The following is a 12,842-nucleotide window of genomic DNA, read 5'->3' as shown; positions in this document are numbered from 1 at the left end:
TGCCACCAGAATTATTTATGACTGTAGTAGTCAAGTATATAGCGTTCGAAAAAGCGGTTTTTGCCGGTGGATTTGAACAAAAAGCGGCTGTCATGGGCTGAAATGACACGGAAGGAAGCGCGAATGCAGCCTTCGGTGCCGATGTTTTGCCGCGCTGATGCGGCAATAAAGTTGACTACTACATTCATCAATTGAAAGAGCGGTGCATCGTCGCGATGACGATTTGGGACAGTCGGGGACAAGACAGGATGCATGACGGTTCGATGATCATTAGGGTGCGCTCGCGGGCGCTGCTGGCATTTCTTCTGGCCGGGGTTGCCCTGCCTGCATTCGCGCAGGAGAGTACTGCGCCGAAAAAGAATGCCGACGGGACGACCGTGCTCGAAACCATAACCGTCAATGCGGATGTGAAAAAAGGTGCGCGCGGTTATCAGCCGGTGACGACGGGCACGGCAACGCGCACTGAGACGCCGCTCCTCGATATTCCGCAATCGGTCAATGTGGTGACGGCCGAGGTGCTGCGCGACCAGCAGGCTCGCTCGCTGGACGAGGCGCTGCGCAATGTCAGCGGCGTCACCCAGGCAAATACGCTCGGCGGTACGCAGGATGCCGTCATCCGCCGTGGTTTCGGCGACAATCGTGACGGCTCGATCCTCATCAACGGGCTGAAGACGGCCTTGCCGCATTCCTTCAACGATGCGGTCGAGCGGGTGGAAGTGCTGAAAGGCCCGGCCTCCACCCTTTACGGCATTCTCGATCCTGGCGGCATGGTGAATGTCGTGACGAAGAAACCCGAGGACACGTTCACGGCGGAGGCCTATTCGCGCTTTTCTGCTTATGGGGCGGGCAAGTACGGCACATCAGGCGGTTTCGATGTTACCGGCCCGATTGCGGGCACGGATTTTTCCTATCGTTTGATCGGCGAGGGGGAAAACAGCGATTACTGGCGCAATTTCGGTGAGAAGAAAAATTGGCTGCTCGCGCCTTCGCTGAAATGGAGCGGTGAGGACACCGATATTACGGTTTCCTACATGCATGAGGACTACAGCGTGCCGTTTGACCGCGGCACGATCTTCGACCCGGCGACCGGCAAGGCGATCAACGTCAGCCGCCGCCTGCGCCTTGATGAAGCCTATAATATCACCGACGGCAAATCCGATCTGGCGAGCATCGCCGTAGACCGCCAACTCTCTGATGACTGGAAGCTGTCGCTGAATTACGCCTATAGCCGCAACGAATATTCGGACAATCAGGCGCGTGTGATGGGCTATAATTCCCGCACCGGACAGGTGACGCGACGAGCCGATGCGACGCAATATTCCACGATCTACAATCACGCGGTGCGGGCGGATCTGACGGGCGAGGCCGAAATCGGCGGGCTGCGCAACGACCTGCTGTTCGGTGCGTCCTATGACTACAGCGACACCCTGCGCACCGACATGTTGAGATGCGCGAATTCCACGAATTTCAACATCAACAATCCGGTTTATGGCCGCTTGCCGGTGTGCACCACGGTGAGAGCGGTCGACAGCGACCAGACGGAAAAACTTTCCACCGCCTCGATCTACATGCAGGACGCCCTGCATCTTAACGATCAGTGGATCGCGGTCGGCGGCTTGCGTTACCAATATTACGACATCTATGCTGGTAAGGGCCGTCCCTTCGTCGTCAATACCGAGAAGGATGGCGGCGAACTCATTCCCAATGCCGGCCTCGTCTACAAGCTCACTCCGAATGCCTCGCTTTACGCCAATGTGGCCAAAACCTTCCGCCCGCAGTCATCCATCGGCGCCTATTATGGCGGGCTCGATCCAGAAGAGGGCATTTCCTACGAACTGGGCGCGAAGTTCGATCTTTTCGCCGGGCTCAACGCCAATATCGCCCTGTTCAACGCCCGCAAGCGCAATGTCGCCTATTCGGAAGATGTCGGCGGCGTCTCGACGGTGAAGGCCGTCGGCCTCGTCCGTTCGCGCGGTGTGGAGGTCGATATTGCCGGCAGCCTGACCGACGATCTCGATCTCATCGCAAGCTATGCCTATACGGATGCGCTCGTACTCGAAGATCCCACCTATGCCGGCAAGCGCCTGCCGAATGTGGCGCGCCACACCGGCTCGCTCTTCCTTGCCTATGATGTCGGTGAGGTCGGTCCGAACGGCAATACGCTGCGCATCGGCGGTGGCGTCCGGGCGGTGGGTGAGCGCGCCGGCATCAACGACAATTCCTATAATCTGCCAGGCTATGCGGTCTTCGACGCCTTCGCCACCTACACGCTTCAGTTCGAAAAGCCGGTGACGCTGCAGCTCAACCTGAAGAACATCTTCGACAAGACCTATTACACCTCGTCCATTGGCTCCACCAGCTATGCCAATGCCGTGGGCGAGCCCTTCAATGTCAGCCTCACGGCCAGCGTGAAGTTCTGACAACGGCGTCGACCGGAAAACTATCGCCAGTCATGAGAGCGGGGTGAACGCCCCGCTTTCTATTTCCACATGGCGCGCATCCGCGCACCCACGTCAATGCGGATCTGCTGCGCGCTGCGCTCCGAAGCTGCGGCTGAAACCAGCGGCCAGGCCATCGTCTCGAAGAATTGCAGTAAGGTCGCCGGAATAAAGCGGGTTCTTGCGGCGTAGACATGCCGGTCGCCTTGCTGGTTCTGGCCGCCGGTGAAGAAACGTTGCGGCGTGATCAGTGACAGGCTGTCCTTGGCGCGGGTCATGGCGACGTAAAGCAGCCGGCGCTCTTCCTCCAGTTCCTGGGTGGTGCCGACACCGAGGTCGGAGGGAATGCACCCGTCGACCACATTGAGGATGAAGACGGAGCGCCACTCCTGGCCTTTTGCCGAATGGATGGTCGAGAGGCTCAGATAATCCTCGTCAAGCAGCGGCACGCCGGCCTGATCGCTGGTGGCATCGGGCGGGTCGAGTGTCAGCTCGGTCAGGAAGCGCTCGCGTGAAGGGTAGCCGCCGGCGATCTGCTCGAGTTGCAGCAGATCTGCCTTGCGGGTGTCGGCGTCCTCATGGAGGCGCTCGAGATGGGGTTCGTACCACAACCGTGCCTGTCCGATTTCGCCCGGCCAGCCATTCGGGGCCTGCCGCAGACCCACCAGCATCTGCGTGAAGGCTGTCCAGTCATCGCCGGTCTTCGGCGGCGGCGGAATTTCAGCAAGGGCAAGCAGCGGCTCGGGGTCCGTCGCGATAGCATCGAGAATATTGCCGGCCTTCTTCGGTCCGATGCCTGGCAGCATCTGCAGCAGCCGGAAACCGGCGACACGGTCGCGCGGGTTCTGCGCAAAGCGCAGCACCGCCAGCATGTCCTTCACATGGGCGCTGTCGAGGAATTTAAGGCCGCCGAATTTGACGAAGGGGATGTTGCGACGGGTCAGTTCCACCTCGAGCGGCCCGCTATGGCTGGAGGTGCGGAACAGCACGGCCTGCTGTTTCAGCGTCATGCCGGTTTCGCGGGCGGCGAGAATCTGGTCGATGATGAAATTCGCCTGTTCGGTCTCGTCCTTCACCGTCACGAGCTTTGGGCGCTCCAGAGATTCCCGCTCTGTCCAGAGGTTCTTGGTGAACCGCTCGCGCGCCAGATCGATCACGCCGTTAGCGGCGGCCAGGATCGGCTGCGTCGAGCGATAGTTGCGGTCCAGCGTGATGATGTCGGCCGCCGGGCTGAAAGAAGCCGGAAAATCGAGGATGTTTCGCACCGTCGCCGCCCGGAAGGAATAGATCGACTGCGCATCGTCACCCACCACTGTCAGCCCGCGGCCGCCGGGCTTGAGCGCCATCAGCACCGAGGCCTGCAGGCGGTTGGTATCCTGATATTCGTCGACCATAACATGGTCGAAGCGGTTGCCGATATCATCAGCCAGAATGGGATCGCTCACCATCTGCGCCCAGTAAAGCAGGAGATCGTCGTAATCGAGCACGTTCTGGACCTGCTTTGCCTCCACATAGGCTGCAAACAGTTCCTTGAGTTCGCTCTCCCAGTTGGCGACCCAGGGATAATGCTGGCGCAATATCTCCTTGAGCGGCGTCTGGGAATTCACCACACGCGAATAGATCGCGAGACACGTACCCTTTGTCGGAAAACGGCTTTCCGTTTTGGAAAAACCCAGCTCGTGCCGGCAAAGGTTCATCAGGTCGGCACTATCTTCGCGGTCGTGGATGGTGAAATCGATGTTGAGCCCGATCTGTTCGGCATAGATGCGCAACAGGCGCGCGCCAATGCCGTGAAACGTGCCGGACCAGGCGAGCGCGTCGGTCATGATTGCCGAATTTGCCCCGATAACGTGTTTGCAGATACGCTCGACCCGCCGCGACATTTCCGTGGCGGCACGTCTGGAAAATGTCATCAGCAGGATGCGGCGGGGATCGGCGCCGTTCACGATCAGATGGGCGACACGGTGGGCGAGCGTATTGGTCTTGCCCGAACCGGCCCCGGCGATGATCAGCAGAGGTCCGGCCGTGTGGCCTTCTGTCAGCCCAACGCCATGCTCCACCGCCTTGCGCTGCTGTTCGTTGAGCTTTTCCAGATAGGCAACCGCCATGCGAACAATCCTTGATACCTGCCTGTCCCCATGGTGAGGACCCGTTCAGAGATGGCAGTTGTCGGAATCGCCGGCCATTGTCTGCCCTGTTGTCTCAATGATTAGCAAAGACTCAAACACCAATCCAGAACAAATGCTGAACGCCTCGTTCCAGTCGTTTAAACACGGTGGGTGATGAGATTTATCGTTCCGAAAGGTCGCTTGCAGTTCGTCGGTGGCGGCTGGTTGCCGGGCGTGCCCGATCCCGTAATCGAAAATTAGATTACGCATGGGGAAATAGCAGTGTTATTCTGAAATATATAAATACTCTCAATTTGTTTCAGTGCATTTTCGCAACCTGCAGCGAAACCTTTGAACCAACCCGGTGATCCGCGAGTTCAACAATTGCGCCCCGGGAGTAGGCGCATTTTGGGAGGATCAGACCATGACGCATCTGAAACTTTACCTGATTGCAGTCGCCGCAATCGCTGCCTCGACCTTTGCTCAGGCCGAACAGAAGGCGATGAAATCCGATGTCACCATCGCCTCTGATATCGACTATCTGCTCTACACGCCCAAGGACTACGCCAGTTCGGATAAGACCTATCCTCTCGTCGTCTGGCTGCATGGCGGCGATCAGGGCGGCAGCGACATCGAAAAGCTGCGCCGCAGCGGTCTGCCGAAAATGATCGAAGAAGGCCGCGATTTTCCTTTTCTGGTGTTCTCGCCGCAAAATCCGAGTGAAGAGCTGCTCTATCCGATCGAGCGTGTGGCGAGTGTTCTGCAGGCGGTGGTGGCCGATCATCGGGTGGATCGCGAGCGCATCTATCTGATCGGTTATAGCCGGGGAGGGTTTGGGGCATGGTCGATGGCCGCGCAATTCCCTGAAACTTTTGCCGCAATCGTCCCGATCGCCGGCGGCGGTATCCGGCATTATCTCAATCGAACGAATGACAGAACAGCCTTCTGGGCGTTTCATGGCGCAAATGACGCTGTGATTCGGCTGTCCGACACGGTGGTCCTCGTGCAACGCCTTCAGGAACTGAAACGAAATGTTCGGCTCACCGTGTTTGAAGATACGGACCATGAAGCGGTCGAAGGGAAAGTGCTGAAGAACGAGGCGATGTGGACCTGGTTGCTTGAGCAGAAGCTCGCCGATGAGAAAGCACTTGCGGGTCCGTGAATCCGGGCTGATCGCTATTTTACGGCTGTTATAGCCGATTTCACCAGTGCCGCCGCCGCAGACGGGCTTTTTGTCACAACCCTGTGGCCTCCCTCAGCAAGTGCATCTTTATCCCTTGACTCGGTGCCCACAAATCGTGCTAATGCGCATTAGCAGCTAATACGTATTAGCAAATATCGGATGTCGGGGAGGGCATCGGTTGACTACTCACAGACGTCTCACCCAAAACGATATCGCCAAGCTCGCCGGCGTCAGCCAGGCAACCGTGTCGCTTGTTTTGAACGGCGCGCCGGCAGCGATCGCCCGCATCCCGGAGGAGACCCGGGAAAGGGTGCAGGCCGTCATTCGCCAGACAGGTTATGTCGCCGATCCGATTGCGCGGCGCATGGCCAAGGGGCTGAACCGCATCCTCGGCGTGTTTACCTATGAACCGGCATTCCCAAGCGCGCAGGCTGACTTTTTCACGCCGTTTCTGCTCGGTATCGAAGAAGAGGCGCAGCAGCAGGCTTACGATCTTCTGCTGCTGACGAGCGCCGGCGTCGGCGAGAACCGCAAGATATTTTCGGAGGGCAACAGGCTTCGGATTGCGGACGGCTGTCTGGTTCTCGGTCGCGAGTTCGATCGCAAGGAACTCGCCCGGCTGGTTTCGGAAGACTATCCCTTCGTCGCGATCGGCCGGCGTGAAGATGCCGGCGGACCGGTTCCTTATGTGGGCGGTGACTATGCCGCGGGCACGCGTCAGCTTGTCGAAGACGCCATTGCGCTGGGGCACACCAAGCTTGCCTATATCGGCCCGAATGGTCCGGCAGAATCGATTGCGGATCGCTGGCGGGGTTTCAGCGCGGCGCTCGGAGACGCGGCCACGCTTGCCCTGCATATCAAGGCGGTCAACCGCTCGGCTGAGAAAATACTCGATGCGATCCTTGAGAGCGGGGCCACAGTGGCCTTCTTCATAGAATTGGCCGATGCCGTGCGTGTCGAGGCGCTGGCGCGGGCGAGGGGGCTCGTGGTGCCGGACGCTTTTTCAATGATCGTACTCGGCAGCCATATCAGGGCCGCCCGCAGCCCGGTGCGCTTCACCTCCTATGAAATTCCCCGCGAGGAAATGGGGCGGCAGGCGACCGCCATGCTGGTCAACCGCATTGAGACCGGCAGCGCCGGAGGGCAGATCCTTCTCAAATGTGAACCGGTCAAGGGAGAAACGCTGGGGCCGGCCCGACCGGCCCGGCAAACAAGTTCTCAGTCAACAAAACGGATGTGACGTCGTGAAAGACATGAAAGCAGATATTCTCGTGGTCGGTGGCGGCCTTGGCGGCGTGGCGGCGGCACTGGCGGCTGCAAAGGCCGGAAAACGCGTGATCATGACCGAGGAATATGACTGGATCGGCGGCCAATTGACCAGTCAGGCTGTTCCCTCGGACGAGCATACATGGGTCGAACAGTTCGGCATCACCCGGTCCTACCGGGCGCTGCGCAACGGTGTGCGGCAATTTTATCGCGACCACTATCCGCTGACGGAAGGCGCGCGGGCATGGGGCGATCTCAATCCGGGCGGCGGATGGGTGAGCCGCATCTGCGCCGAGCCGCGCGTCAGCCTCGCGGTCATGGAAAGCATGCTGATGCCCTATATTGGCGCAGGTCGCCTGACGGTCCTCAAACCCTGGCGTCCCGTCGCGGCTGACGTGGACGGCGACAGGGTTCGCTCGGTGACTGTTCGCCATCGTGACAGTGGTGCTGAAATCTCCATTTCCGCCGAATACGTTCTCGACGCCACCGAACTCGGCGATCTGCTGCCGATGACGGGCACGGAATATGCCAAGGGATTTGAGGCGCAGTCAGATACAGGCGAACCCAGCGCGCCGGCTGAAGCCCAGCCCGATAATGTGCAGGCTGTCTCGATCTGCTTTGCCATTGACCATGTCGATGGCGACCAGACAATCGACAAGCCCGAAAATTACGATTACTGGCGCTCTTACCAGCCGCATTTCTGGGGCGGGCCGCTCCTTGGTTTCACCGCGCCAAACCCACGCACGCTGGAGCACACCACCCGCTCCTTCACGCCCAATCCCGATGACGATCCGCTGCTTGTCGATGCCGACCAGCGCAAAGGCGGCGGCGATGAGAACCTGTGGATTTTCCGGCGTATCGCGGCGCGCAAAAACTTTGCGCCCGGCTTCTACCAGTCCGATATCTGCCTCGTGAACTGGCCGATGATCGATTACATGGACAGCACGATCATCGACGTGACCGAGGAAGAAAAAGCGCGGCATCTGAAGGCGGCGGCGGACCTTTCCTATTCGGTCTTCTACTGGCTGCAGACGGAAGCGCCACGTTTCGATGGCGGGCAGGGGTTCCGCGGGCTGCGGCTGCGCGGCGATATCACCGGTACCGACCATGGGCTCGCCATGGCGCCCTATATTCGCGAAAGCCGCCGCATCAAGCCGGTAACGCGCATTGTCGAGCAGGACCTGTCCTACACGGTTCGCGGTGAAAGAGGCGCTGTCCGCTATCGCGACAGCATCGGCATCGGCATGTATCGCATCGATCTGCATCCATCGACCGGCGGCGACAATTATATCGACGTGCCGTCCTGCCCCTTTGAGATCCCGCTCGGCGCGCTGATCCCTGAGCGGGTGAAAAACCTCATCCCGGCCGGCAAGAACATCGGCACGACGCATATCACCAACGGTTGCTACCGCCTGCATCCGGTCGAATGGAACATTGGCGAAGTGGCGGGAATGCTCGCGGCGCATTGCCTGGAGAATGGCCTCACGCCGCACCAGGTGCAGGAAGACGACAAGCACCTGCACGCCTTCCAGGCGCAACTGACCCGCGAGGGCATCGAGATTCGCTGGCCGGATATCGCAGCATACTAGGACGGCGGTTTGCCGTCTGATCGAACCCATCTTGGAGGAGGACCGGGAATGAACAATCATTTTAAACTGAAATCCACGGCCTGTGCGCTTGCGCTTATCGGCTCGTTTACGCTTGGCGGTGCTGCCACGGCGCAGGATGCAGTCAATCTGCGCATGACGATCTGGAGCGCCAATGAGGCGCATCTGAAGCTCTTCAACGAGATCGCAGCGGGTTTCAAAAAGGATCATCCAAATGTCAGCGTGACCTATGAGTCCCTGCCTTTCAATACCTACACGACAGCACTCACCACCCAGATCGCGGGCGGCAACCCGCCTGACATGGCCTGGATTTTCGAGACGTCGGCCTATGACTTCGTCAAGTCCGGCGCGCTCTACCCGCTCACCGACACGCTGAAGGCCGCGCCAGGCTATAATCTTGAGGAAGTCAGCGCCGGGGCCATGGAACGCTGGTCGCAGGACGGTACGCTTTACGCCTATCCGTTCTCGACGTCACCCTTTGCCGTCTTCGTCAACAATGATCTCATCAAATCCGCCGGCGCCAAAACCCCTGCCGACATGATCGCTGCCGGCGAATGGACCTGGGAAAACGCCATCGCCACGGCTTCTGCCGTTGCCAAGACCGGCAAGGGCGGGCTTGTCGTCCGCGATTTCAATTACCAGAGCTGGCAATATCTCACCTCGATCTTGAATGGTTGGGGTGCTTCCCCCTGGAGCGCTGACGGCGCAACCTGCACCATGGCGGAAAAGCCGATGGCGGATGCCATTTCGTTCATCCACGACGCCATCTTCGACAAGAAGGCCATTCCTGGGCCCGGCGAGACGGTCGATTTCTTTGCAGGCAACGCGGCAATGACGATTACACAGATCAGCCGCGCCTCGCTTCTGCCGAAGGACAAGCCGTTCGGTTGGGATCTCGTGCCTCTTCCGAAGGGCCCTGCCGGCGAGTATGCGCTGATCGGCCAGGCGGGCATCGGCGTCATGCAATCGGGCAAGAATGCGCAGACCGCGGCGGAGTTCGTGGCTTACATGACCAATCCGGAAAATTCCGCCAAGCTCAGCCAGTTCTTCCCTTCGGCGCGCAAGTCTTTGCTGAATGCGCAGGTGCTGAAAAAGACCAATCCACTGCTCAGCGAGGAGCAGATTGAAAAGGTCGTCATATCGGGCATCGCGACCGGTAAGGTCATGCCCGGCCATACCGGTTTTGCCCAGATCCAGCAGATGGTGCGTTCAAACCTCGACGCCGTCTGGCGGCCGCAGGCCGACGTCGCCGGTGCGCTTCAAAAAATCTGCGGCCAGATCGGGCCGCTCTTGAAGCGCTGAGGAGAAAAAGATGGCTGTCGCGCAGGAAGTTACCCGTCGTCCAGATCGCCCGGTGTCGGCGTTCTGGACAATCGCGCGGCGCGACAGCCTTGCAGGCTTCCTGTTCACCGCCCCGCAACTGATCGGCATCATCATTTTCGTGCTGATCCCGCTCGGGCTGGTGTTCTGGTATTCGCTGCATGAATGGAATGTGCTGGCCAACACCTTCACCTATACGGGCGCCCAGAACTACCGGATGTTGGTCGAGGACAGCAATCTTCGCGACGTCCTTGGCGCGACGGCGATTTTTTCGGCCGGGCTCGTCGTGTTCAACCTCTCGCTGGCGCTGCTTCTGGCCGTATTGCTGAACCAGAAACTGGCCGGTATCGCCATCTTCAGAACGCTGTTTTTCTCGCCGGTCGTCGTATCGCTGGTTGCCTGGACGATCGTTTGGGGTTTCCTGCTGCAGAAGAACGGCGGCATCAACGGCATGTTGCTGATGGTCGGCATAGAAGGTCCCAACTGGCTGCGTGAGGAAACGACCGCGATGATTTCCGTCATCGTCGTGCAGGTCTTCAAGAATGTCGGGCTTAACATGATCCTGTTTCTGGCGGCCCTTCAGGGCGTGCCGAAGGAACTCTATGAGGCGGCCCGCATCGATGGTGCGCCGGCCTTCAAGCAATTTCGTCGCATTACGCTGCCGCTGATCAGCCCGACAATCCTGTTGACCTCGATCATCACCATCGTCGGCTCGCTGCAGGTCTTTGCCCAGATCGCTGTCCTGACCCAGGGCGGTCCGGGTCTCTCGACCACGGTGCTGGTCTATTACCTCTACCAGCAGGCCTTTCAGTTCCATTTCTTCGGTTATGGCTCCACGCTTTCCATCCTGCTGTTCCTGATCGTCGCGGTATTGACCTTCGCCCAATGGCAGATGCGCAAGAGGATCGTCTTTTATGAAAGCTGACCTTTCCCCCCGTATGCAGGTGGCACTTTACGGGTTGCTATGTGTGTTGTTGATCCCGTTCGTCTTTCCGACCTGGTGGATGGTGACCTCGTCCATCAAGCCCATCAGCGACATCTTCGCCTTCCCGCCTCAGCTCATCCCGCAGAGCTATGACTGGACGACCTATTCGAAGGTCTTCGAGCTGCAGCCTTTCGTGCGGCAATATTGGAATTCCGCCTATATTGCCGCTGTGGTGACAGTGGGAACCATGATTATTTCCTCCATGGCGGGATATGCTTTTGCGCGGATCCGGTTTCCGGGCGCCAACGCCATCTTCATGATCGTGCTGCTTGGCCTGCTCATCCCGTCGGAGGTGACAATCGTGCCGCTGTTTCAGATGTTTCTGAAGGCGGGCATGGTCAACACGCATTGGCCGCTCATTCTTGTGCCGATCTTCGGTGCGCCCAGTGTTTTTGCCACTTTCGTCATGCGGCAGTTCTTCGTGACGCTGCCCGCCGAGCTCGAAGAGGCGGCGCGTGTCGATGGTCTCGGGCGCTTCAAGATATTCCGCAAGATCGCGCTGCCGCTGGCAAAACCAGCGCTGGCCTCGGTCGCGATCTTCACCTTCCTGCACTCCTGGAACCTGTTCCTGGAGCCCATCGTCTTTCTCTCCAGCGCAGAGATGTTCACGCTGCCGCAGGCGCTGACCCAATATACCGACGCCTATGGCGGACCGATGTGGAATATCCAGCTTGCCGCAGCGACGCTGACGGCGCTGCCCGTGCTCATCGTCTTCGTGATTGCCCAGAAGCAGTTCGTCGAAGGCCTCGCCCATACCGGCCTCAAGGGCTGAAGAACCGGATTTAATCGATGGCTAACGTAACTCTGTCCGACATCCGCAAAAGCTATGGCGCGGTGAAAACCATTCACGGCGTCGATCTCGACATCGAGGATGGCGAATTCGTCGTTCTTGTCGGCCCCTCCGGCTGCGGCAAGTCGACCCTGCTGCGGATGGTTGCCGGCCTTGAAACCATCACCGGCGGTGAACTCAGGATCGGAGAGCGGATCGTCAACGATCTCGACCCGAAGGACCGCGATATCGCCATGGTGTTCCAGTCATACGCTCTTTATCCGCATATGACGGTCGCCAGCAATATGGGTTTTTCGCTGGAGCATCGGGGTTCGAACAAGCAGGAAATTGCCGAGAAGGTGAATTGGGCTGCCGAAATCCTTGGCCTTACCGCCTTACTCGACCGTTATCCACGCCAGCTTTCCGGCGGCCAGCGCCAGCGTGTTGCCATGGGCCGGGCTATCGTTCGCAATCCGCAGGTGTTCCTGTTCGACGAACCCCTGTCCAATCTCGATGCGAAACTGCGCGTCGTCATGCGCGGCGAGATCAAGGCGCTGCACCAGAAGCTGAAGACCACCACGATCTACGTGACGCATGACCAGGTGGAAGCGATGACGATGGCGGACAGGGTCGTGGTCCTGAATGGCGGCCGGGTCGAGCAGGTCGGCACGCCGCTTGAACTTTACGACCGTCCGGCAAACCAGTTCGTTGCCGGCTTCATCGGTTCACCCTCCATGAATTTCCTGCCTGGCGTGATATCGCAAGCCGGTTTTGAAACCGGCGGTGTGGTCCTGCCGCTGCCGGCCGCTGCCGCAGCTCTTGTGGGAAGAGCGGCCACTTATGGCATCCGCCCGGAGCACTTCGCGCTTGACCCTTCCGGCGTGTCCGCTGAGATCCTGCTCGTCGAACCACTGGGATCTGAAACGCAGGTCACCATGACACTCGGTGGTTCACGGGTGCTCGGCGTCTTTCGCGAACGTATAGGACAGGCGGTCGGCGAGAAGATAAGAATTTCACCGGCTCTGGACGGAATTCATCTGTTCTCGGATGAGAACGGCAATCGTCTGAACTGACTTTGGCATCTGCGGCGGTTAGGAGCCGCAGACGCCGGGCATGTCCGGGAAAGCCCGACCGCGCTTCGGGCGTTGCCGTCATCGCGACCGGTC

The 12,842-nt window shown here is 59.3% G+C and carries 10 protein-coding genes; 8 read left to right on the top strand and 2 right to left on the bottom strand.

Features of this window, described 5'->3' with window-relative positions; genetic code table 11:
- Nucleotides 1-11 precede the first annotated feature (11 nt).
- A complete protein-coding gene (locus tag AGR1_RS21440; protein WP_149148188.1) occupies nucleotides 12-242 on the bottom strand; it encodes a hypothetical protein in 231 nt (76 codons plus the stop codon).
- Between the two features lie 6 nt (nucleotides 243-248).
- Between AGR1_RS21440 and AGR1_RS21435 the strand changes: the two genes are divergently transcribed.
- On the top strand, nucleotides 249-2,420 hold the full coding sequence (locus AGR1_RS21435; RefSeq protein ID WP_149148187.1) for a TonB-dependent siderophore receptor: 2,172 nt from the start codon (nucleotides 249-251) through the stop codon (nucleotides 2,418-2,420).
- A 59-nt stretch (nucleotides 2,421-2,479) separates the two neighbouring features.
- Here the strand turns inward: AGR1_RS21435 and AGR1_RS21430 are convergent, their stop codons facing one another.
- Nucleotides 2,480-4,546, bottom strand: a complete 2,067-nt coding sequence (locus tag AGR1_RS21430; protein ID WP_149148186.1) for an ATP-dependent helicase — start codon at nucleotides 4,544-4,546, stop codon at nucleotides 2,480-2,482.
- Between the two features lie 424 nt (nucleotides 4,547-4,970).
- Here AGR1_RS21430 and AGR1_RS21425 point away from each other — a divergent pair, with 424 nt between their 5' ends.
- From AGR1_RS21425 to ugpC, 7 genes are all read left to right on the top strand, one after another.
- On the top strand, nucleotides 4,971-5,708 hold the full coding sequence (locus AGR1_RS21425) for a PHB depolymerase family esterase (RefSeq protein ID WP_149148185.1): 738 nt from the start codon (nucleotides 4,971-4,973) through the stop codon (nucleotides 5,706-5,708).
- A gap of 199 nt (nucleotides 5,709-5,907) precedes the next feature.
- Nucleotides 5,908-6,969: a LacI family DNA-binding transcriptional regulator gene (locus AGR1_RS21420; RefSeq protein WP_149148184.1), complete on the top strand. Its 1,062-nt coding sequence runs from the start codon at nucleotides 5,908-5,910 to the stop codon at nucleotides 6,967-6,969.
- 13 nt (nucleotides 6,970-6,982) lie between these two features.
- Nucleotides 6,983-8,584, top strand: coding sequence for an FAD-dependent oxidoreductase (locus tag AGR1_RS21415; protein ID WP_149148506.1), 1,602 nt, complete (start codon nucleotides 6,983-6,985; stop codon nucleotides 8,582-8,584).
- Between the two features lie 48 nt (nucleotides 8,585-8,632).
- Nucleotides 8,633-9,904, top strand: coding sequence for a sugar ABC transporter substrate-binding protein (locus AGR1_RS21410; RefSeq protein WP_149148183.1), 1,272 nt, complete (start codon nucleotides 8,633-8,635; stop codon nucleotides 9,902-9,904).
- Between the two features lie 10 nt (nucleotides 9,905-9,914).
- Nucleotides 9,915-10,847, top strand: a complete 933-nt coding sequence (locus tag AGR1_RS21405; RefSeq protein ID WP_149148182.1) for a sugar ABC transporter permease — start codon at nucleotides 9,915-9,917, stop codon at nucleotides 10,845-10,847.
- Complete coding sequence (locus tag AGR1_RS21400; protein WP_092773728.1) at nucleotides 10,837-11,679, top strand: carbohydrate ABC transporter permease; 843 nt, start codon at nucleotides 10,837-10,839, stop codon at nucleotides 11,677-11,679. The genes AGR1_RS21405 and AGR1_RS21400 overlap by 11 nt, the downstream gene beginning before the upstream one ends.
- 17 nt (nucleotides 11,680-11,696) lie before the next feature.
- Nucleotides 11,697-12,749, top strand: coding sequence for a sn-glycerol-3-phosphate ABC transporter ATP-binding protein UgpC (gene ugpC, locus AGR1_RS21395; RefSeq protein WP_149148181.1), 1,053 nt, complete (start codon nucleotides 11,697-11,699; stop codon nucleotides 12,747-12,749).
- Nucleotides 12,750-12,842 lie beyond the last annotated feature (93 nt).

The organism is Agrobacterium sp. B1(2019) (assembly GCF_008274755.1).
GTDB classification, from domain to species: Bacteria; Pseudomonadota; Alphaproteobacteria; order Rhizobiales; family Rhizobiaceae; genus Agrobacterium; species Agrobacterium salinitolerans.
Note: the sequence above shows the minus strand (reverse complement) of the source record. Positions and strands in the feature narration are given on the sequence as shown.

Excerpts from the sequence above, each read along its gene's own strand:
- AGR1_RS21430 (WP_149148186.1), bottom strand. The coding sequence starts at position 4,546 with ATGGCGGTTGCCTATCTGGAAAAGCTCAACGAACAGCAGCGCAAGGCG.
- AGR1_RS21415 (WP_149148506.1), top strand. The coding sequence starts at position 6,983 with ATGAAAGCAGATATTCTCGTGGTCGGTGGCGGCCTTGGCGGCGTGGCG.
- AGR1_RS21405 (WP_149148182.1), top strand. The coding sequence starts at position 9,915 with ATGGCTGTCGCGCAGGAAGTTACCCGTCGTCCAGATCGCCCGGTGTCG.
- ugpC (WP_149148181.1), top strand. The coding sequence starts at position 11,697 with ATGGCTAACGTAACTCTGTCCGACATCCGCAAAAGCTATGGCGCGGTG.
- AGR1_RS21410 (WP_149148183.1), top strand. The coding sequence starts at position 8,633 with ATGAACAATCATTTTAAACTGAAATCCACGGCCTGTGCGCTTGCGCTT.
- AGR1_RS21400 (WP_092773728.1), top strand. The coding sequence starts at position 10,837 with ATGAAAGCTGACCTTTCCCCCCGTATGCAGGTGGCACTTTACGGGTTG.
- AGR1_RS21425 (WP_149148185.1), top strand. The coding sequence starts at position 4,971 with ATGACGCATCTGAAACTTTACCTGATTGCAGTCGCCGCAATCGCTGCC.
- AGR1_RS21435 (WP_149148187.1), top strand. The coding sequence starts at position 249 with ATGCATGACGGTTCGATGATCATTAGGGTGCGCTCGCGGGCGCTGCTG.